The organism is Arenibacterium sp. CAU 1754 (assembly GCF_054482635.1).
In genome coordinates this window covers 39,360-60,397 of the sequence record NZ_JBTLRG010000003.1, presented here as the reverse complement: position 1 = coordinate 60,397, position 21,038 = coordinate 39,360, and the positions used below count along the sequence as shown (strand labels likewise).

The window sequence follows — 21,038 nt, the reverse complement described above, 5'->3', positions numbered from 1 at the left end:
AGGGAAATCACAGATGCAGTCCTTGTTTCAAATTCTGATGCTCATTCTGGATGTGGTGTGGTTTTTTATCATCGCCCATGTGATCATGAGCTGGCTGATCAGCTTTCAGGTTCTGAACCTGCATCAACCTTTCGTCGCTCAGGTCTGGCACACGCTCCAACGCCTGCTTGAGCCGATCTATGGCCCGGTGCGTCGGATACTGCCGTCCATGCAGGGCATCGATCTGGCCCCGCTTGTGGTCCTGTTGGGGATAATCGCGTTGCGGATCATCCTGGTGAACAACGCCGCGTTGTTTTACTGACCCCGTCGGGTCGTTCCGGGCCTTGTTCCCCGATTCCCAGTGTGTGAAAGTGCTGTGTAAGAGCAGATAGAAAAATCTTACACAGAGGCCCCCGGCATGACCGATGCACACCCGTTGTTGCGCGATGTCTTTGGATTCGACGCATTCCGGCCCGGTCAGGAAGACATCGTCAATGCGGTGACGGCGGGTCGGAACGTTCTGGCCATCATGCCCACGGGCGGCGGCAAATCCCTGTGTTTCCAACTGCCTGCCCTTTTGCGCGACGGGGTGACGGTTGTCATCTCGCCCCTCATCGCCCTGATGCGCGACCAGGTCCGCGCCCTGCAAGAGGCAGGTGTATGCGCCGGCGCGCTGACCTCGGGTAACACACCCGAAGAAACCGATGCCGTCTGGGCCGCGCTTGAGGCGGGGGAGCTTAGACTGCTTTACATGGCGCCCGAACGTCTGGCCGCCGGGTCGGCCATGGGCATGCTGCGCCGCATCGGCGTGGGCCTCATCGCCGTGGACGAGGCCCATTGCGTCAGCCAATGGGGCCATGATTTCCGCCCCGATTACCTGCGCATCGGCGAACTGCGTCGCGCGCTGAACGTTCCACTGGCGGCCTTTACCGCCACGGCAGACGCCGAAACCCGGCAGGAGATTATCGACAAACTGTTCGACGGTCAGGCACCCGAAACCTTTCTGCATGGGTTTGACCGCCCCAACATCCACCTGTCATTTGCAGCCAAGAACAGCCCCCGGCAGCAAATCCTGAACTTTGCCGCCGCCCGACGCGGGCAATCCGGGATCGTTTATTGCGGCACCCGCGCCAAGACCGAGTCTTTGGCCAAGGCGCTGGCCGACGATGGGCATTCCACCTGCCATTATCACGGAGGGATGGAGGCCGAAGACCGTCGCATCGTCGAAACCCGTTTCGCGCGCGAGGATGGGTTGATCGTGGTCGCCACGGTCGCGTTCGGTATGGGCATCGACAAACCCGATATCCGCTGGGTCGCACATGCCGACCTACCCAAAAGCATCGAGGCGTATTACCAGGAAATCGGCCGCGCGGGGCGTGATGGCGCCCCCGCCGAAACGCTGACCCTGTTCGGCCCCGAAGACATCCGCCTGCGCCGCTCGCAAATCGACGAAGGCCTTGCCCCGCCCGAACGCCGCGCCGCCGATCATGCGCGGCTGAATTCCCTACTGGGTCTGGCCGAGGCGCTGGAATGCCGCCGCAAGAACCTGCTGGGGTATTTCGGCGATGATCCTGTCACCTGCGGCCATTGCGATCTATGCGATAACCCGCCGGACGTGTTTGATGCCACCACGGCGGTGCGCAAGGCTCTGTCGGCCATCCTGCGGACCGAGGAATGGTTCGGCGCGGGCCACCTGATCGACATTCTGACCGGCACCATGACCGACAAGATCCGCGCGCGTCGGCATGATGAACTGCCTACCTATGGCGTCGGCACCGAATATGACAAACGCCAGTGGCAGGCCGTGTTCCGGCAGATGATGGGGCATGACCTTGTACGCCCCGATCCCGAACGCCACGGCGCCCTGCGCATGACCGACGCCGCCCGCCCGATCCTGCGGGGCGAGGCAAACATCACCCTGCGCCGCGATACGTTGACCAAAACCGCCACCCGCCGCCCGGCGGTCAAGGCGCTTGTGTCGGATGAGGACGCGCCGCTCTTGTCCGCGCTCAAGGCCAAGCGCCGCGCATTGGCCGAGGCGGCAAAGGTCCCGGCCTACGTCATCTTCAACGACCGCACCCTGATCGAAATGGCCGAGGCGCGGCCCGATACGCTGGACGCGATGGCGCGCATCGGCGGGGTGGGGGCCAAGAAACTGGAACGTTATGGCGCGATGTTCCTTGAGGTGATCACCGGTGCCTCCGAAACCGTCCACCCCGCACGGCGCAAACTGGCCGGACGCGCGGCCGGATCGGTCTATGACCAGTTGCTGGAGGTGCAGGCCGAACTGTCGCGCGGATCGGACGGCGTCGATAAACCGCTCAGCTGTTCGGCGGCGCAGTTGGCCAAGGTCGCGCAGATGCGCCCCGATGACGACCAGATGCTGGAACGGCTGCTGGGCGAACGCCGCGCCGAACGTTTTGGCGCTGCATTTCTGGACGTTTTGCGCAGCGCGGGCTAGATCAGGTCGGAATGCAAAACGGGGGTATGCGATGCTGGTTGTGATTTCACCTGCCAAACGGCTGGACTGGGCGGAACGGGATGTGACGCCAACGGAACCGGCGTTTCAGGACGATGCGATCCGCCTTGCCAAGACCGCGCGCAACCTGACGCTGGGCGATCTGCAGAAATTGATGAGCATCAGCCCCGATCTGGCGCGCCTGAACCGCGACCGGTTCCGCGATTTCAGCGATCACCCCGATGCCGACGCCACCCGCCCCGCGGCTCTGGCCTTTGCCGGGGACACTTACATGGGGCTCGAGGCCGGGTCGCTGGACCCGGAGGAAATGGACTGGGCGCAGGATCACCTGCGCATCCTGTCGGGTCTTTACGGGATCCTGCGCCCGCTTGATTCGATCCAACCCTATCGCCTGGAAATGGGCAGCCGCCTGAAAACACGGCGCGGCAAATCGCTCTATGACTACTGGCGCGACCTGCCCGCCAAGGCGTTGAACGATCAGGCCGAACAGGTCGGCACCGATGTTCTGGTCAATTGCGCCAGCCAGGAATATTTCGGCGCAGTCGATCCCAAGGCGCTGAAACTGCGCGTCATCACGCCCGTGTTCATGGAGGACAAGGCAGGCCAGCCCAAGATCGTCAGCTTTTTCGCCAAAAAGGCACGCGGCGCAATGGCCCGGTTCATCGTCCAGAACCGCCTGACCGACCCGGTGTCGCTGCGCGATTTCGACCTGGGCGGATACACATACCGCCCCGACCTGTCCGAAGAGGACAAACCTGTGTTCCTGCGCCCCTACGAGGCCTGAGCCTGTTCTCTGAACACCGGCAGGACCGCATCCGGGCAATGGCTGGCGATCTGTTCATGGATCGCCGCCTTGCGCAGTGGCTTGGTCATGAAATGATCCAGACCCGCGGCCAGAATATCGTCTGAATCGCCCGCCATCGCGTGGGCCGTCAGCGCAATGATGGGCACGTGGCGGTCGGTTCCGGCCTCAAGATTGCGGATTTCACGGGTGGCTTCCTTGCCGTCCATCCTGGGCATGGAAATGTCCATGAAAATCATGTCGGGCTGAAACGTCTGAAACGCGTCGACCGCCTCGATCCCGTTGCCGGCGAATTGCAGTTCGATCTGCAAATCCTTGACCATCTTGCTGAACACAAGCTGGTTGGTCCTGTTGTCCTCGGCCGCCAGGACCCGCATCAGGCGCGGCGTATCTTCCAGCGCCAGATCATGCGGTTCGCTCAAGGCTTGCGCGTCATCGTCCCGTGTCTCCTGCTCGTCGTTGCTCTGATTTACGGCGGTTTCACCGTCCGGCACCATTTTCGCGCCGATTTCGGACAGGCGCGCGAACAGTTCGCGGCGCGGATAAGGTTTCTGTAATATGCCCTGCACATGACGAACGGACGGATCACTCTGGGCAAAGGACGGGTTCGAACTGAGCAACAGGAACGGCACAGTGTCCCAGCCGTTGCTCCGGATCGCCTCGACCAGTTCCAGACCGTCCATATCCGGCATGTTGTGATCGCTGATGACCAGATCGACCGACCCGTCCAGCGTGGCAAGCGCCTGTTCGCCCGACCGGCAACTGGTCACCTGCAATCCCAGTTGAGAAAGTTGTTTGCGCAACACTTCGCGGTTGATGGCCAGATCGTCGACCACCATCACACTATGCAGGTGCGCAGGCAGAGCGGGCACATCCGTTTGCACCCCTTCGGCCTGGGACAGTTGCACGCGGAATCCGAAACACGATCCCTTGCCTTCCTCGCTTTCGATCCAGACCGATCCCTTCATCATCTCGACCAGCCGCTTGGTGATGGCAAGGCCCAGACCGGTGCCTTCGAATTCGCGGTTCTGTTCATCATCGACCTGATTGAACTCACCAAAGATGTGCTCGATCTTGTCCGCCGGAATGCCGATCCCGGTATCCTCGACCGTCACATGCAATGCGCAACTGCCGTCCTTGGGGTCTGGCACGCCGGTCACGCGGATCAGAACGTGGCCTTCCATGGTGAATTTCACGGCGTTGCCGGCAAGGTTGGTCAGCACCTGCCGAAACCGCCCCGGGTCACCGACGAACCGGGTAGGCAAAAACAGATCATAATCGACAAGGATCGACAGCCCTTTGTCCCGCGCGGCAGGCTGAAGCAGCATGACAACTTCATGCACGCAGCGTTCCAGATCGAACTCCTCGGGATGCAGAACCAGCTTTTCCGCCTCGATCTTGGAATAATCCAGCACGTCATTGATGATGACCAACAGCGCCTCGCCCGAATTCCTGATCGTATTGGCGTAAAGGCGCTGTTCCTCGGTCAATTCGGTATCGGCGAGCAGTTCGGCCATGCCCACGACACCATTCATGGGTGTGCGGATCTCATGGCTCATGTTCGCCAGAAAGGCCGATTTTGCCCGGCTGGCGATTTCGGCCTTCTTGCGCGCGGCCTTCAGCTTTTCCTCATAGCGCACGGTGGCGGTGATGTTCAGCGCCAGCGACACCACATCACCGCCATGCCCGCGTTGATCGATCACCTTGATGTATTGATCATTCCACCACCTGATGACGGTGGGTTCAGGGGTGGGCGACACCCAGCGTCTGGTCATTTTCGCGCGCCATTCGTCGGGTGACAGGTCCTCGGTGTTGATAAGCCCCTCGTCCGTCAGGATCTGCAGAATGCGCATATAGGACACGCCGGGTGTCATCTCCTCCAGCCCTTCAAAGGCATTGAAATAGGCGGTATTCGCGCCGATCAGCTTGCCGTCGGCATCGAAAAACGCGAACCCGTCCTGAATGGTCTGGATCGAATGCCACAACCGCCGTTCGGCGATTTCGATCTTTTCATTGGCGACCGTCAGATCGGATTTGACCTTTTCATTCTCGTCCCGAACGGTGGCGACCTCGGCCTGGGTTTCGCCGATTTGCCTGGTCAGGGCCAGCGCATGGCGCCCCAGTTTCCGGTTCGCCGCCGACAGTTCCGCCTGTTTGAGTTCCAACAGGCGTTCGGCGGCAAGACGCGCGCGCCGTTCCTCGGCAAGTTTGTTGGCAAGGCTCATGCCTGCGGCTCCGCATCTGGCCCCGGATGGGCATTCTTTCAGGGCAACAATCGGCCATCACGGTGAATAAGTGTTTAAGGAAAAACGGGCCGGGGAATCGTTGCCATGCGCCGGGCCGACATGTCACCCTGTGTGTAAACCGCAGGAGGGCACCATGGCACGATCTGGCAAACTGGCGTTTCTAACGGGGCTTTTTCTGGCGCTCCTGCCATCACTCTCGATTGCACAAAACGCTGTTCCGGATTTCCGGTTCGTGGTGACCCGCGATGTCGATTTCTACGGCGCCGATCTCGATGCGCTGTTTGACACTGATCTGGACAGTTGCGTTCGCGCCTGTACGGCGAACCCGCAATGCAGCGCCTTTACCTTCAACACGCGCTCGAATGCGTGTTTTCCCAAACGCGGCGTGACCGAACGGACCGCTTACGAGGGGGCTTTCTCCGCGGAAAAAGTCGCCACTGATCTGGCAATCGTGAAGCAGGGAGAGACCCTGCATGCGCAGCTGGGGTTTCTGCAGGACGGTGATCTGCGCCGCGCCCATACACTGGGCCGCGATATCGGATTGCGTCATCCGGCGGGCGGGTTCGAGATTGAATGGCTGCTCGAGTCTGCCCGTGCCTCGGCACAGGACCCGGCGCGCGCGATTCGCTGGATCGGCGCGGCAATCTCGCTGAGCGACCAGGCCGATCTTTGGACCGAATATGCCCGGTTGCTGTTGCGGGTCCAGACCGGCAAGTCCAGCGACCAGCGCGCCTATCGCGGGCGTGCGGTCAGCGCGGCGATCAACGGCTATCTGCGCGCGCCATCCGGCGGCGGGCGGGCCACGGCACTGGAGGTTCTGGCGCAGGCCCTGGAAGAAACCGGGCGCGGGCGCGACATGATCCCGGCGCTGCGGCTGGCCCAGGACAACCAGCCCCGGGTCGACATCGAAACCGCGCTGGAAACGGCAATCGGCAAATACGGATTCCGCATCACCGAAAACACGGTCGAAAGTGACTCGGCCGCGCCACGCATCTGCGCGCAATTTTCCGAACCGCTGGTCAAGGCGGGGGTGGATTACGAACCGTTCGTGCGCATGGCCGATCCGGGGCTGGTCGTGCAGGCGGACGGCAAACAGCTCTGCATCGACGGGGTCGCGCATGGCGGGCGGTATCGGCTGACCTTTCGCAAGGGGTTGCCCGCCGCCAATGGCGAGACCCTGCACAAGGACGTCGAAATCACCCAATACGTTCGCGACCGCAGCCCGAGTGTCCGCTTTCCGGGCCGCTCTTACGTACTGCCCAAATCCGCCGACGCGGCGCTGCCGGTGGAAACGGTCAACCTGACCACCCTTGATCTGCGCCTGCGCCGAATCAGCGACCGCAACCTGCTGCGTGCGGTGCAGGACGGGTATTTCGGCCGTCCCCTGTCGCACTGGCAGGATCAGAATTTCGCCAGTGACATTGCGCAAGAGGTCTGGACCGGCACTGCCGAGGTGCAGAACGAACTGAACCGCGACATGACCACCCGCCTGCCATTGGGCGAGGCGTTAGCCGATCAGCCCGCCGGCATCTATGCGCTCAGCGCCCGTGTGCCGGGGGCTGATCCCTATGACGATCCGGGCGCCACCCAATGGTTCGTGCTGTCCGATCTGGGGCTCAGCACCATGTCGGGCAACGATGGTCTGCATGTTCTGGTGCGCGGCCTGTCCGATGCCCGCCCCCGCGGCGGGATCGACGTCACGCTGGTGTCGCGCGCAAACGCGGTGCTGGGGCGCGCCACGACGGATGACACAGGCCATGCCCTGTTCGCACCGGGGTTGACGCGCGGCAACGGGGCTGCGGCTCCGGCCCTTGTGCTGGCCGAACAGGGCGACAGCGACATCGCCTTTCTGTCGCTGACTGATCCGGCCTTTGATCTGTCCGACCGTGGTGTTGCGGGCCGCCCCGCCGCCGGGCCGGTCGACGTGTTCATGACCACCGATCGCGGGGCCTATCGCGCCGGGGAAACCATCCTTGTCACCGCCCTTTCGCGCGACGGACAGGCCCGCGCCATCGACGGCCTGCCATTGATTGCAACGCTGGTCCGCCCCGATGGCGTGGAATACAGCCGCAAGGTCTCGGGCCGCGGGAATGCGGGGGGGCATGTGTTTGCCTTCCCCGTCGGGAACAGCGCCCCGCGCGGTACATGGCGCCTCTCGGTCAGAACCGATCCGGACGCCCCCGCGCTGGCCAGCACCACGGTTCTGGTCGAGGACTTCCTGCCCGAACGCATCGATTTCGATCTGTCCCTGCCGGACGCGCCCATCGTGATCGGCCAATCCCCGACCCTGCACATCGATGCGCGGTATCTCTTTGGGGCGCCGGGGGCTGACCTGTCGGTCGAGGGTGAGGCGACCCTTGCCGCCGCGTCCGCCCTGGCCGATTGGCCCGGTTATCGCTTTGGCCGGTATGACGAACCTGCCGCGCCGCGGGGCCAGAATTTCGGCGGCACCCGGACCGATGCAACGGGACAGGCGGATATCCCCCTGACCCTGCCCACGCCTGCGACCACCGGTCAGCCGCTGGAACTCACGGTCACCGCGCGTGTCGCCGACGGTGCCGCGCGGCCGGTCGAACGCCGCATCACCGCGCCCGTCCGTCCGGCAACCGATGTGATCGGTATCAAGCCCCTGTTTGACGAGGTCGTCAGCGAGGGCAGCGACGCGGCATTTGACATCATCGGCCTGTCCCCTGATCTGACCCCCCAACCCATGCGCGTGCGCTGGACGCTGAACCGTGTCGTCACGCGCTACCAATGGTATCGGCTTTACGGCAACTGGAACTGGGAACCGACGACCCGCCGCACCCGCATCGCCACGGGCGAGGGCGATCTGGGCACTGCGCCCTTGTCCCTGGTGCAGCCGGTTGAGTGGGGGCGCTATGAACTGGTGGTTGAACGGCTCGACGGACCCTATGCCGCTGCGGCGGTCGATTTCTATGCTGGCTGGTATGCCCCTGCCGATGCGTCGGCGACGCCTGACCGGCTGGAGATGTCGATGGACAAACCCGCCTATCGTGTCGGGGAAACCGCCACCCTGCGTATCGTTCCGCGCGGGGCGGGGACGGCGCTGATCTCGGTCATGTCCGACCGTGTCCTGTCGCGCCAAGAGGTCGAGGTTCAACCGGGCGAAACGCTGATCCCCATTCCCGTCACCGCCGATTGGGGCACCGGCGCCTATGTCACCGCCACGGTACTCCGCCCTATGGACGAGGCCGCGGGCCAGAACCCGGCGCGCAGCCTCGGGGTGGCCCACGCCGCCGTTGATCCCGGCGACAAGGTTCTGACCGTGTCAATCGACGCCCCCGACGTGGCCGAACCGCGCCAGGCCCAGCCCGTCGAGCTGACCGTCACCGGCGGTACGACGGGCGAGGATGTCTGGCTGACCCTCGCCGCCGTTGATGTGGGTATTCTGAACCTCACCGGTTTCGACAGCCCCGATCCAACCGGCCATTATTTCGGTCAGCGTCAGCTGGGCGTCGAACTGCGCGATGTCTATGGCCGCCTGATCGACGGGATGAACGGCGCGCTGGGCACGGTGCGGTCGGGCGGGGACAATGACGCCGGCATGCGCATGCAATCGCCGCCCCCCACACAGGACCTGATGGCCGTTTTCAGCGGCCCGGTGAAACTGGGCGAAAACGGCAAGGTCACGGTCGATGTGGACCTGCCCGCCTTTAACGGCACCGTCAGGCTGATGGCGGTGGCGTGGTCCGAAACGGGCGTGGGGCAGGGCGCACAGGACATGCTGGTGCGCGATCCGGTTGTCGTCACGGCGACGGTTCCCCGTTTCCTCGCGTCGGGGGACACCAGCCGCATCAGGCTCGACATCGTGCATGCCGATGGGCCTGCGGGTGAAATGGCGCTGGCTCTGACCAATGTCGGCAGCGAACTGGCACTGGGTCAGGCCCCGGCGCAGTTCGTTCTGACCAAGGGTGGGAAGGCGTCGTTCGAGGTGCCCGTGATGGCCGATCTTGTCGGCGATCCGTCCTTTGACGTGGAACTGACCACACCCGACGGGCGGACCCTGACCCAAACGCTGATCCTGCCGGTGCGCGCGAATGATCCGGTGATCGCCCAAACGCGCCGGTTTTCGCTGGAGGGCGGGAACACATTCACCCTGTCCGACGACGTGTTCGCTGATCTGCGCCCCGGCACGGCCAAGGCGGTTCTGTCCGCCGGTCCGCTGGCGCGGTTCGATGCGCCGGGGCTGCTCAGTATGCTGGATCGTTACCCTTATGGCTGTACCGAGCAGGTGACGTCCCAGGCGCTGCCGCTGCTCTACCTGTCTTCGGTGGCGCAAGCGTCGGGCCTTGGCGACGGGCCCGACGTGCAACAGCGGATCGACGACTCCGTTGCGCGGGTGCTGACGCGGCAGGCGCCGAACGGGGCCTTTGGCCTGTGGCGGGCGGAATCGGGCGACTTCTGGCTTGATGCCTATGTCAGCGACTTCCTCAGCCGCGCCCGCGCCGAGGGGTTCGATGTCCCGGACCTGCCGTTCCGGTTGGCGATGGATAACCTGCGCAACCGCATCAACTATGCCACCGACTTTGACAAGGGGGGCGAGGATATCGCCTATGCCCTCATGGTGCTTGCTCGCGAAGGGGCGGCGGCCATGGGGGACCTGCGCTACTACGTCGACGTCAAAGGCGATGCTTTTGCCACGCCGCTGGCGGCGGCCCAATTGGGCGCGGCGCTGGCCTCCTATGGCGACCAGACGCGCGCCGATGCGATGTTTGCCCGCGCGGCCCGGATGATTGCGGCCCATAATGGCGAGCCGGCCCTCTGGCGCGCCGATTACGGCACCAATCAGCGCGACGCGGCCGCCGTTCTGGCCCTGGCGACCGAGGCGGGCAGCACGGCCATCAACGCCGATCATCTGAGCGAGCGGATCACCCGCGCAACCGGCCGCTTGTCCACGCAAGAGGCCGCATGGTCCCTGTTGGCGGCGCGGGCGCTGATCAGGACCCCCGAACAATCGGGGCTGATAGTCAATGGCGCGCCGGTGGCGGGTCCCTTCGTCCAAGTGCTGGACAACGCGACACCGACAACAGGGCTGACCATTGCCGCCGCAGACGGGCAATCCACCGATATTACCCTCACCACCATGGGCGTGCCCGAGGTGGCGCCCGAGGCGGGCGGGACCGGATACGCGATTGAGCGGGCCTATTACGCGATGGATGGGCAACCGATTGATCGGCGCAGTTTCAAGACCGGTGAACGCTTTGTCACCGTCCTGCGGGTGCGCCCGTTCGAACGGGCCGAGGCGCGGTTGATGATCGACGATCCGCTGCCCGCCGGGGTCGAAATCGACAATCCCAATCTGCTGCGCTCTGGTGACATCGGCGCGCTTGACTGGCTGTCCCCGTCCGAGGCGACCCATGCCGAATTCCGCAGTGACCGGTTTCTTGCGGCGGTTGATCTGCGCGGGACAAAACAGGTGACGCTTGCCTATATCGCGCGGGCCGTGACGCCGGGCAATTTTCATCACCCGGCCGCCTCGGTCGAGGATATGTATCGCCCCCGGTACCGTGCGCGTACCGCGACCGGGCGCATGGTCGTGACCCCATGACCAAGGGCGCGATCATCGCCACCGCCCATTGGCGGCGACTGGACCACGACGGCACGGACCGCTGCACGCTCAGCCATGCCGATCACGGCTGGCTGCTCAGCGGTCAGGCCGCCTGGCAGCAGGCGGGCGGTGCAAACCTCAGCTATGCGATACGGTGCGATGAAACCTGGGCGGCGCTCTCTGCCGATGTGGCCGGCACCTGCGCGGGCAATGATATTGGCCTGCGGCTGATCCACACCCCGCAGGGATGGGAAATGAACGACAGGCTGCAACCCGGCACCGGGCCTTGTGTCGACCTCGACCTCAGCTTTACCCCTGCAACAAACCTGCTGCCTTTGCGGCGGTGTCCGGTGGATCGGCCGATCACGCTCAGCGCCGCGTGGCTGGTGCCGGACCTGTCGGCCCTGCACCCTATGAACCAGACCTATTCCCGGTGCGACGCGAGCCATGTCGACTATGCGTCTGATAATTTTTCCGCTCGCCTGACTGTTCATGAAACGGGGTTTGTCACCAACTATCCCGACCTGTGGAAGGGGTGGGTCGATGCGTGACCTGCGGCGCGTCTTTTTGGGTCTTCTTGTGGTTGGCTTCGCATTGGCTGGGCACCGCGCCTTTGACAGATGGGTTGAAACCACCGATCTGCCGCTGACCCTGGCGGAAACCTCGGTCGAGGTGCGCGACCGGCATGGCGCCCTGCTCAGGGCCTATCCTGTGGGTGACGGCATCTGGCGTCTGCCGGTCCGCCCCGATCAGGTCGATCCCGATTATGTCGCCATGCTGATCCGGTATGAGGATAAGCGCTTCTGGGGTCATGGTGGTGTCGATCCGCTTGCGCTGTTGCGGGCCGGGTCACAGGCGCTCTGGCATGGCGGGCATGTGTCGGGCGGGTCGACCCTGACCATGCAGGTGGCCCGATTGCTTGAGGATGGCACAACAGGGCGCTGGGCGGGAAAGCTGCGCCAGATGCGTGTGGCGCTGGCGCTTGAGCGGCGCTTGGACAAATCGCAAATTCTGCAACTCTACCTGACCCATGCGCCGTTCGGTGCGAACCTCGAAGGGGTGCGCGCGGCAACCTTTGCATGGTTCGGCAAGGAACCTGCCCGGCTGACCGCCGCGCAGGCCGCGCTGTTGGTGGCGCTGCCCCAGTCACCCGAAACCCGGCGCCCCGACCGGCATCCGGATGCGGCCCGCGCCGCGCGCGACCGGGTGCTGGGGCGGTTGATGACCCACGAAATGCTGGACCGTGCGACCGCCGTGGCGGCGATGCGTGCCACCGTGCCCTCCCGACTGCGCGCCTTTCCGCAACTGGCCGCGCATCTGGCCGACCGCGTCCGCGCCCAAGGCCCGGGCGAACCGCGTCATGATCTGACGCTGGACGCCGATATCCAGACCCGCATGGAGCGGCTGGCCAGCCAGGCCGCCCGCGCCGCCGGGCCGCAGCTGTCCACGGCACTGGTTGTGGCCGATCACCGGACCGGCGAAATTCTCGCCTCCGTGGGCTCGCCCGGGTATTCCGGCGCGCAGGACCGGCAGGGGTTTGTCGACATGACACACGCCGTCCGATCGCCCGGTTCGCTGCTGAAACCGGTGATCTATGGGCTGGCTTTCGATCAGGGTCTCGCCCATCCCGAAACGCGGATCCATGATGGCCCGACCAGTTTCGGCCGCTATGCGCCGCAGAACTTCGACGGCCGGTTTCGCGGCGATATCCGGCTGCGTGACGCCCTTCAACAATCGCTGAACATTCCCGTCGTCAAACTGACCGAGGCGCTGGGGCCTGCGCGGGTTCTGGACGCGCTGCGCCGCTCCGGGGCGCAGGTGTCCCTGCCAGGGGGCAAGCCGGGTCTGGCGATTTCCCTGGGCGGCCTGGGCCTGACCCTGACCGATCTGGTGCAGGTCTATGCTGGTCTGGCGCAGGGCGGGCAGGGGCCTGTTCTGCGTGCGCGCGTCTCTGACACCCCCATGGATCGGGCCCGCCTGATGGCCCCCAGCGCCGCCTGGCAGGTTGGCAATATCCTGTCCGGCCTCGCCCCGCCGCCCGGTGCACCGCGCGACGCGCTTGCCTATAAAACCGGCACGTCCTATGGGCACCGCGATGCCTGGGCCATTGGCTTTGACGGGCGGAACGTGATCGGTGTCTGGATGGGGCGCGCCGATGGTACGCCTGTGCCCGGTGCCTTTGGCGGCGATCTGGCAGCACCGGTCCTGTTTCAGGCGTTCGGCCTGCTTAAACCCGCGTTTGATCGCCTGCCGCCGCCACCGCCGGAGACCCTTATCGTCAGCGCCGCCGAGCTGCCACAACCGCTGCGGCGGTTCCGCCCGCGTGGGGCGGCGGCAACGGGTTCCCCCGGGATCGAACTGACCTTTCCGCCCGATGGCGCGCGCCTGTCGGCGGGCGACGGGGCCGTCACGCTGAAACTGCGTGGCGGGCAGGCGCCGTTTTCGGTTCTGGCAAATGGCAGGCCCCTGACCACGGGGCAGCACCGGCGCGAGTTTGACATCCCGCGCCCGGGCACCGGGTTCTCGACGTTTGTGGTTCTGGATCGCAACGGGCAATCGGCCCGCGCCACGGTGCGGCTGGATTAACGCCGCCCTTCGCGCAGCCACCCGCCGACGATCAGCATCGCCGCCAGCAACAGGACAAGCCACGGCGGCAACAGCGCCGTTTGCGTCACGTCGCGCGTCTCATAAGCGTCACGCGGGGTCAGGCCGATCCAGCCGCGCCCCGAGGCCGGTCGCCCGGCGCGCACGGTGCGAATGTCGGGCACCCCGTTTTCCAGACGGAACACGCCGCCGCGCAGGGGCGCAATCACGGGCGCGACCAGATCTCCGGTTGCGATGGTCTGTTCGAATTCGCGCGGGGCGGCGGGGCCAAGGCCGACGACCGTCTCGTGATCGCCTTCCTTCAGGCGATAGAGGCCAATGTCCGCGCCCTCGTACAGCGCCTCGAACCGGCCGGGGGTGACCTCGTCCAGATCGATGTTTTCCGTGCTGCCATCAGGGCGTGTGATGGTCACCGCACCGATGTCGTCCTCAAGCGTACGGCGGATGATGCGCATGGTCTGCCCGGCGGTCACCTCGGCCCAAAGCGCCTCTTCCTCAAGCTCGGGTTCCTTCATCATCCAGTGGGCCAAGCGGCGCAGCAGCTCCAGCTGCGGTCCGCCGCCTTCATATCCCCGGTTCCACAGCCAGGCGTGATCCGATGCCAACAGGGCAACGCGGCCCTCGCCCACGCGATCCAGAACCAGCAGCGGGCTGTCCTCGACCCCGGTCATGACAACCGACCCGGATTGCGGGGCAACCTCGATCTGGCGCAGCCATGACCCCCAAGTGTCGGCCTCCTGCAGGTCGGCCGTGACCGGGTGGCGCGCGCCCAGATCGGTCACCTGCGGGCGATACCGTTCCTCGATCACCCGCGCGGTGGGCTGGGCCGGAAGGATCGGCGCAAGGGGCGAGCGATAGATACTGTCGGCACTGGCAAAATCCGGCCCCGCAGCAACCAGAACCGCCCCGCCTTCGGCGACGTATTTCGCAACATTGTCCAGGTAGATCGCCGGAAGGATGCCGCGGCGCTTGTATCGGTCGAAAATGATCAGATCGAAATCTTCGATCTTTTCCAGAAACAGTTCGCGCGTGGGAAAGGCGATCAGGGAAAGTTCGCCAACCGGCACACCGTCCTGTTTTTCAGGCGGGCGCAGAATGGTGAAATGCACAAGGTCAACCGAACTGTCGGATTTCAACAGGTTGCGCCATGTCCGCCCGCCCGGATGCGGTTCCCCCGACACCAGCAGAACCCGCAGACGGTCGCGCACGCCGTTCATCTGGATCAGCGCGGTATTGTTGCGTTCGGTGATTTCGCCCTCGGCCTCGGGCACGGTGAACTGGAGCACATTGCGCCCGCCGTGAGGCAGCGTCACCGGCAATTCGATGTCCTGTCCGATCGGCACCTGGTATTCCTGTGGTTCGCCGCCGTCGATCGAGATCTGCAGGGTCGCCTCGGCCACGTTGCCGGGCACCGCGCCGCTGTCTTCGATCCGCAGGGTCAGGGTGATGGGTTCGTCGATAATGGCAAACGCCGGGGCGTTGCGCACGATCAGCCGGCGGTCCCAATCGGTCTCGCGCCCGGTCATCAGCAGGTGCATCGGTGCAGGCAGGTCCGGCGCACGGTCCATGTCATGCACCCGCCCGTCGCTCAGCGCGATGATCCCGGCGATCCGGGCGCTGGGTTCTTCGGCTAGAACCTCGTTCAGGGCGACCATCATCTGGGTTCCCGCATCACCCTCGCCATCGGGCACGGTGACGCTGCGGACCTCGGTATTGTCACGGCCCGCCAGGTCGCGGGTCAGCGCATCGAGCGCCTCGCTCATCTGGGTCGGGCGGTCGCTCAGGCCCTGGCTGGCGCTTTCGTCCTCAAGCAGAACGACGATATCCGTCAGCGGTTTGCGATCCTCGGTCTGGTAGACCGGCCCGGCCAGCGCAGCCAGAACCACAAGGGCGGCCAGCCCCCGCAATGCCCAGCCCGACAGCCCGCGCCACACAGCAAGGATCACGGCCGCCAGCGATATTGCGGCCAGGGCGATCAACAGCGGCCATGCGATCAGCGGATCGAATATGACGGTTCCGGTCATTGGCCCAACCTGTCCAGCAGAGCAGGCACATGGACCTGATCGGATTTGTAATTGCCGGTCAGCACATGCATGACCAGATTGACGCCAAAGCGATAGGCCAGCTCGCGCTGGCGTTCGCCGGAATACCCGCGCCCCACCGGCAACAGCGGCAAACCGTCATTGTCCACGGCCCAGGCTGATGCCCAGTCGTTGCCGCCGATCACCACCGGCGTCACCCCGTCATTCAGGTTGCGGAACGGCATGCCCTCGATCTGCTCGGCATCCGGGGGTGCGGCCTCGACCCAGACATCGCGCGCGGTGTGACGGCCCGGGAAATCCTGAAGCAGGTAAAATGTGCGTGTCAGAACATGGTCCTTGGGCAGCGGTTCCAGCGGCGGGATGTCCAGCGGTGCCGCCAACTGGCGCAGCTTGCGGCCATTCGGACTTGCAGCGCCGAACTGGGCAATGTCGGCATCGCGCGTATCAAACAGGATCATCCCGCCCGAGCGCAGATAGGCGTTCAGCCGGGCATAGGCCTCGGCCGAGGGCTGCGGCTGATCCGGGGTCACAGGCCAGTAGAGCATCGGGAAAAACGCCAGTTCGTCCCGCTCAAGATCAATACCCATGGGCGTGGCCGGTTCGACGGAGGTTCGAAAGAACAACGTATCCGACAAGCCGCGCAGCCCCGCGAAGGCGGTGTCATCGACGCGGGCATTCCCGGTCAGGACATGGGCCAGCACCAGTTCGGATGTGGCGGCAAGGGCGCGGTCCTCGGTGACCGAGGTGTCCTGTGCCTCGGCCCGGGGCGAAGGCGTCAGCACCATCAGCGCCGCCAGAACCGCCGCCGCCCGGCTTGCGGACCGCAGCAACCGGCCCGATAGCGCCAGCGAGGCGATCACATCCAGCACCAGCAACACCAGCGCAAGGCTCAGCAACCAGCCCCCCAGTGGCGTTTCCGCGGTCACGCTCAGCCCCTCGATCGGGACGCCAGCGGGCCAGCTGGCCGGGGTCAGTTCGGACTCGGCGGTCAGAACGTTGCGGGCCAACCGCCGGTCGCCGCTCCGGTACAACCCGGGGCGCAGATCGGGCCCGGCCGGGGCCTCGGCCAGATCGGGGCCGTCAACACCGGGCAGGGTGCTGGCATCGCTTAGGGTGCCGAACCCGTCCATTACCTGAACAGGGGTCCATGTGGTGCCTTCCAGATCGGCCGCCGCAGGCGCCTTGGACGAGGTTGAGACCGCCAGCCGTTCAAGCATCTCGACAAAAAGGCCTGACAGCGGCAGCGATGACCACTCCGCATTGGCGGTGACGTGGAACAGAACGACCTGCCCCTGTCCCAGCGGCTTGCGGGTCACCAGAGGCGTGCCATCGTTCAGCGATGCAATCACGCGGTCGGCCAGGGTCGGATCGGGCTGGGCCATCACCTGGGCCGATACGGTCACGTCCGGCGCAAGGCGCAGCCCGAAAAAGGGCGACTCTTCGGTGAAGGGCGCCAGGGCCTTGGGCTCTCCCCAGCTCATCGCGCCGCCCACGCTGCGCCCGCCCGCGCGCAGGCGTACGGGCATCAGCGGATGTTCATCCGTGCGGCTGACGTCGCTGGCGGCCAGACGCGGCCCGGCAAAGCGCAACAGCATGCCGCCCTTTTCGATCCATTCGGTCAGCGCGGCCTCTTCGGCCTGTGACAGGGTCGCCACATCGGCCAGAACCACCACATCCGGGTTCGCGGGCAACAGGTCCAGCAGGGACCCATCCAAGAGATCCGCAGATGGGATCAGCGCCTGATGCAGGTAATGCAGCGGTGACAACAGCTCCAGCCCCTCGCGGTCCTCACGGCCCGCGATCAACGCAACCTCGCGGCGGCGCAGGGCATCGTCGGTCAGGCTGAGCGCCCCGGCTGATTTTTGGCCCGCAATTTCGAACCGGGTGATCCGCGCGCGCAGTTCCGCGGGAACCGACAAGGCGGTGGTGGCGTTTGTGTCGTCCTCACCAAAGGTCGCAGTGACGCGCGCCAGCGTGCGCGGCGTGCCTGCGGGGTCGCGCCCCTGCGCCAGGATCGCGATTTCCCGCTCGGGGCCGGGGGTCGATTGCTGCGCGGTTAGCTGAATGGCCCCATCTTCGAAATGGGCGGGCGTCAGACCCAGAACCGTGCCGCTGCTTCGATAGACGCGCAATGCGCCCGCATCCTGCAAATCGGCGGTCAGGGCGGCATGTTCGGGAAAGGTCAGGCCGTCGCTGAACCAATGGGTGTCAAACCCGATCTCCACTTCGGCCAAAGCGATGCGGGCGACGTCGATCTGTGCGCCGGTTGGCGACCAGGGCGCCGGCAGCAGTCCGGCAAGACGGTTGCGCCAGACGTCGGCGGACTGGAACACGGGCGCTTCGGGCGCGCTTAGCCGGACAATCGCAACCGGGCGCCCGGCGCGTCCGGCGTCGGCCAGTTGCGCGTCGATCAGGTCGATCTTTGCGCCCCATTGCGCCGCCCCAGCCCAGCTTGCGTCGAGGAGGATCAGCAGAGGCCCGTTGCCCGTGCGTTGCTGATTGGGGTTCAGAACCGGACCGGCCAAGCCAATGATCATCGCCGCGACCGCCAGCATCCTCAGCAGCAGCAACCACCAGGGCGTGCGGTCCGATACGCTTTCGTCGTCTTTCAGCCCCAGCAACAGCGCCACGCCGGGAAACCGGCGGCGGATCGGCGCGGGCGGCACGGCCCGCAGGATGATCCACAGAATGGGCAGGGCGATCAGCCCCAGCAGCAGCCAGGGCGAGGCAAACCCAAGACCCCCGAGAACAGTCATGACGTGCCCCCATCCAGCGCGCGATAGAGCCACAACAGGGCCGATTGCGCGCTTTCACCGGTGTGATGCAGACCAAACCGCCAGCCTGTGACGCTGCACAGCTGTCGCAATTCGTCGCGCCGCGCGGCCAGCCGGTCCAGGTAGCGCTGGCGCAGATCGCCGGCTTTCAGGGTTTCATGGCTCAGCGTGCCGCCGATGCTTTCGAAGATGGTGCGCCCGGAGAACGGGAACTGTTCCTCGCTGGGATCCAGAATCTGCAACACGACACCGCGCACGCCGCGGTCGGCCGCCTTGGTCAGCGCAAGACGGACCTCTTCCATGTCCCCCAGGAAATCTGAGATGAACACGGCCCGCGCATGCGGAATCATCGCCCGGTGTTCGGGCGGCGCGTAATCCTGCGTGTCGTCTACGGTGAAATTTTCGGCCAACCGCATGATCTGCGCATTGCCGCGCCGGGGGGGGAGCGTGGTTCCGGTCAGGCCGACCCGTTCGCCGCCGCGCACCAGAAGGATGGCAACGGCCAGCGCCAGAACACGGGCGCGGTCGACTTTGCTGGGCAGGTTCGGATCCGAAGAAAACCGCATCGACGCGCCCTGATCGACCCAAAGCATGACCGATTGCGCGATCTGCCATTCCCGCTCCCGCACGAATTGCTGATCGCCTCGCGCCGACCGGCGATAGTCTATCATGCGGCGGCTGTCGCCCGGCTGAGCCGGGCGGTATTGCCAGAAGTCATCCCCCAGCCCCGCGCGCCTTCGCCCGTGTTCGCCCAACAGAACGGTGCCGGCCAGATGCTCGGCCCGCGCCAAAAGGGGCGGCAGCCGGCTGGCCTCGGTTTCGGACCGTTCCCGGAGGGCGAAGGATGGGGTCACGCGGCGGCCTCGGTCCGGGTCAGCGCGGTTGCGGTCGATTCGATCAGCTCGGCCAGATCATCGCCCCGTGCCCGCGCGGCAAAGTTCAGCGCCATCCGGTGGCTCAGAACCGGGCGGGCCATATCGATCACATCCTCGACATTCGGGGCCAGACGCCCCTGCAGCAAAGCACGCGCGCGCACCGTCAACATCAGCGCCTGCGCCGCCCGCGGTCCGGGACCCCAGGCCACTGTTTCGCGGACCCGCTCGGATGCTTCGGGGTCTTCGGGGCGGAAGGCGCGCACGAGATCCAGGATCATCTCGACAACCGACTCCCCAACCGGCATGCGTCGCAACAGGGTCTGCGCCGTGAGCAATTCATCGCGCGTGAACACCTGGTTCGAGGTTTCCTCGCTCACCCCGGTTGTGGCCAGCAGGATGTCCCGCTCGGTGTCGCGGTCCGGGTAATTTACGTCGATCTGAACAAGGAACCGGTCCAACTGCGCCTCGGGCAGGGGATAGGTGCCCTCCTGTTCGATGGGGTTTTGCGTCGCCAGCACATGAAATGCCGCGCCCAGTTGGCGGGTTTCGCCCGCAACGGTGACCTCGCGTTCCTGCATCGCTTGCAGCAAGGCCGATTGGGTCCGCGGGCTGGCGCGGTTGATTTCATCCGCCATCAGCAATTCGCAAAAGATCGGCCCCGGCACGAACCGGAAATTGCGCGTGCCGTCGGCGGCGGTGTCCAGAACCTCGGACCCCAGAATATCGGCGGGCATCAGGTCAGGCGTGAACTGGATGCGGTTGCCCTGCAGGCCCATCACCGTCGACAGGGTTTCCACCAGGCGTGTCTTGCCCAGACCCGGAAGGCCGATCAACAATGCGTGACCGCCACACAAAAGGGCGGTCAGCGTCAGGTCGACCACCCGTTCCTGACCGATGAACCGACGGGTGATCGACTGTTTCGCCTGGGCAAGTTTGGCCTCCAGCGCTTCGATTTCCAGGACCAAATCTGCGGGATCCGACATGACATTCCTTTCAGCGGACGTATATTCATTGTCTAAGAGTGTATCGCGCCGAGAGGAAATGGCAAAAGCAATGAGCGGACAAAAAGCTGTTATCCCATCTGCCGACGGCATTGCGGCGTCAATTAAAGCAGCCAAATCGCGCGGATTGCCGCCGGTCCACCTGTGGAACCCGCCCTTCTGCGGTGATCTGGATATGCGTATCGCCCGTGACGGGACGTGGTTCTATCTTGGCACCCCCATCGGGCGGCCCGAACTTGTCCGCCTGTTTTCGACCATCCTGAAAAAGGAAGGCGACAAATATTTTCTGGTCACGCCGGTCGAAAAGGTCGGGATCACGGTTGATGACGCACCGTTCGTGGCCATCGACTTTGAAATCTCTGGCGAGGGGGCGGATCAGGTTCTGACCTTTACCACCAACGTGGGCGACACGGCTGTTGCCGGCCCCGACCACCCGATCCGGGTCGAGCGTGACCCCGACACTGGCGAACCGTCGCCCTATGTGCACATTCGCGCCGACCTTGAGGCGCTGATCGATCGCAAAAGCTTTTACCGGTTGGTGGATATCGGCACCCATCACGATGGATGGTTCGGCCTCTGGTCGTCAGGCCGGTTCTTTCCGATGATCCCATCCGAGGACCTGGCCGACGCCTGAGCATTTTGCCACTGTTCGGGATCAGGTGTTGAT

General features: G+C 64.9%; 12 protein-coding genes. 7 read left to right on the top strand and 5 right to left on the bottom strand.

The window, feature by feature from the left end; translation table 11 throughout:
- Window positions 1-13: 13 nt before the first annotated feature.
- The 3 genes from ACXYMO_RS12970 to yaaA all read left to right on the top strand — a co-directional run bounded on the left by ACXYMO_RS12970 (window position 14) and on the right by yaaA (window position 3,242).
- Window positions 14-301, top strand: a complete 288-nt coding sequence (locus tag ACXYMO_RS12970; protein WP_458879140.1) for a YggT family protein — start codon at window positions 14-16, stop codon at window positions 299-301.
- Window positions 302-397: 96 nt separating this feature from the next.
- Window positions 398-2,440: a DNA helicase RecQ gene (gene recQ, locus ACXYMO_RS12965; protein WP_458879139.1), complete on the top strand. Its 2,043-nt coding sequence runs from the start codon at window positions 398-400 to the stop codon at window positions 2,438-2,440.
- A 31-nt stretch (window positions 2,441-2,471) separates the two neighbouring features.
- A complete protein-coding gene (gene yaaA / locus ACXYMO_RS12960) occupies window positions 2,472-3,242 on the top strand; it encodes a peroxide stress protein YaaA (protein WP_458879138.1) in 771 nt (256 codons plus the stop codon).
- Here yaaA and ACXYMO_RS12955 read toward each other — a convergent pair.
- Window positions 3,230-5,485, bottom strand: a complete 2,256-nt coding sequence (locus ACXYMO_RS12955) for a response regulator (protein WP_458879137.1) — start codon at window positions 5,483-5,485, stop codon at window positions 3,230-3,232. The genes yaaA and ACXYMO_RS12955 overlap by 13 nt on opposite strands.
- Window positions 5,486-5,639: 154 nt before the next feature.
- Here ACXYMO_RS12955 and ACXYMO_RS12950 point away from each other — a divergent pair, with 154 nt between their 5' ends.
- Genes ACXYMO_RS12950 through pbpC form a run of 3 tightly spaced genes read left to right on the top strand, consistent with a single transcriptional unit; the run spans window position 5,640 to window position 13,661 of the window.
- Complete coding sequence (locus ACXYMO_RS12950) at window positions 5,640-11,075, top strand: alpha-2-macroglobulin family protein (protein WP_458879136.1); 5,436 nt, start codon at window positions 5,640-5,642, stop codon at window positions 11,073-11,075.
- The gene (locus ACXYMO_RS12945) at window positions 11,072-11,626 is read left to right on the top strand and encodes a putative glycolipid-binding domain-containing protein (protein WP_458879135.1); all 555 of its coding nucleotides are present in this window, start codon (window positions 11,072-11,074) and stop codon (window positions 11,624-11,626) included. The genes ACXYMO_RS12950 and ACXYMO_RS12945 overlap by 4 nt, the downstream gene beginning before the upstream one ends.
- A complete protein-coding gene (gene pbpC, locus ACXYMO_RS12940) occupies window positions 11,619-13,661 on the top strand; it encodes a penicillin-binding protein 1C (protein WP_458879134.1) in 2,043 nt (680 codons plus the stop codon). Before ACXYMO_RS12945 ends, pbpC begins: the two co-directional genes overlap by 8 nt.
- Here pbpC and ACXYMO_RS12935 read toward each other — a convergent pair.
- The 4 genes from ACXYMO_RS12935 to ACXYMO_RS12920 are packed head-to-tail and all read right to left on the bottom strand — an operon-like array spanning window position 13,658 to window position 20,353.
- A complete protein-coding gene (locus ACXYMO_RS12935; protein WP_458879133.1) occupies window positions 13,658-15,703 on the bottom strand; it encodes a hypothetical protein in 2,046 nt (681 codons plus the stop codon). The two genes, pbpC and ACXYMO_RS12935, sit on opposite strands and share 4 nt — an antisense overlap.
- Window positions 15,700-18,477 carry a DUF4159 domain-containing protein gene (locus ACXYMO_RS12930; protein WP_458879132.1) on the bottom strand — a complete coding sequence of 926 codons (2,778 nt, stop codon included), beginning with the start codon at window positions 18,475-18,477 and terminating at the stop codon, window positions 15,700-15,702. Before ACXYMO_RS12930 ends, ACXYMO_RS12935 begins: the two co-directional genes overlap by 4 nt.
- Window positions 18,474-19,349: a DUF58 domain-containing protein gene (locus tag ACXYMO_RS12925; protein ID WP_458879131.1), complete on the bottom strand. Its 876-nt coding sequence runs from the start codon at window positions 19,347-19,349 to the stop codon at window positions 18,474-18,476. The genes ACXYMO_RS12930 and ACXYMO_RS12925 overlap by 4 nt, the downstream gene beginning before the upstream one ends.
- Window positions 19,346-20,353 carry an AAA family ATPase gene (locus ACXYMO_RS12920; protein WP_458879130.1) on the bottom strand — a complete coding sequence of 336 codons (1,008 nt, stop codon included), beginning with the start codon at window positions 20,351-20,353 and terminating at the stop codon, window positions 19,346-19,348. Before ACXYMO_RS12920 ends, ACXYMO_RS12925 begins: the two co-directional genes overlap by 4 nt.
- 70 nt (window positions 20,354-20,423) lie before the next feature.
- On the opposite strand from ACXYMO_RS12920, the gene ACXYMO_RS12915 reads away from it, so the two are divergent.
- On the top strand, window positions 20,424-21,005 hold the full coding sequence (locus ACXYMO_RS12915) for a DUF1285 domain-containing protein (RefSeq protein ID WP_458879128.1): 582 nt from the start codon (window positions 20,424-20,426) through the stop codon (window positions 21,003-21,005).
- Window positions 21,006-21,038: the final 33 nt, after the last annotated feature.

Bases quoted from the DNA above. Each gene is read 5' to 3' on its own strand.
- ACXYMO_RS12915 (WP_458879128.1), top strand. From the start codon at position 20,424: ATGAGCGGACAAAAAGCTGTTATCCCATCTGCCGACGGCATTGCGGCG.
- recQ (WP_458879139.1), top strand. From the start codon at position 398: ATGACCGATGCACACCCGTTGTTGCGCGATGTCTTTGGATTCGACGCA.
- ACXYMO_RS12970 (WP_458879140.1), top strand. From the start codon at position 14: ATGCAGTCCTTGTTTCAAATTCTGATGCTCATTCTGGATGTGGTGTGG.
- ACXYMO_RS12955 (WP_458879137.1), bottom strand. From the start codon at position 5,485: ATGAGCCTTGCCAACAAACTTGCCGAGGAACGGCGCGCGCGTCTTGCC.
- ACXYMO_RS12945 (WP_458879135.1), top strand. From the start codon at position 11,072: ATGACCAAGGGCGCGATCATCGCCACCGCCCATTGGCGGCGACTGGAC.
- ACXYMO_RS12930 (WP_458879132.1), bottom strand. From the start codon at position 18,477: ATGACTGTTCTCGGGGGTCTTGGGTTTGCCTCGCCCTGGCTGCTGCTG.
- yaaA (WP_458879138.1), top strand. From the start codon at position 2,472: ATGCTGGTTGTGATTTCACCTGCCAAACGGCTGGACTGGGCGGAACGG.
- ACXYMO_RS12920 (WP_458879130.1), bottom strand. From the start codon at position 20,353: ATGTCGGATCCCGCAGATTTGGTCCTGGAAATCGAAGCGCTGGAGGCC.
- ACXYMO_RS12950 (WP_458879136.1), top strand. From the start codon at position 5,640: ATGGCACGATCTGGCAAACTGGCGTTTCTAACGGGGCTTTTTCTGGCG.
- ACXYMO_RS12935 (WP_458879133.1), bottom strand. From the start codon at position 15,703: ATGACCGGAACCGTCATATTCGATCCGCTGATCGCATGGCCGCTGTTG.
- pbpC (WP_458879134.1), top strand. From the start codon at position 11,619: ATGCGTGACCTGCGGCGCGTCTTTTTGGGTCTTCTTGTGGTTGGCTTC.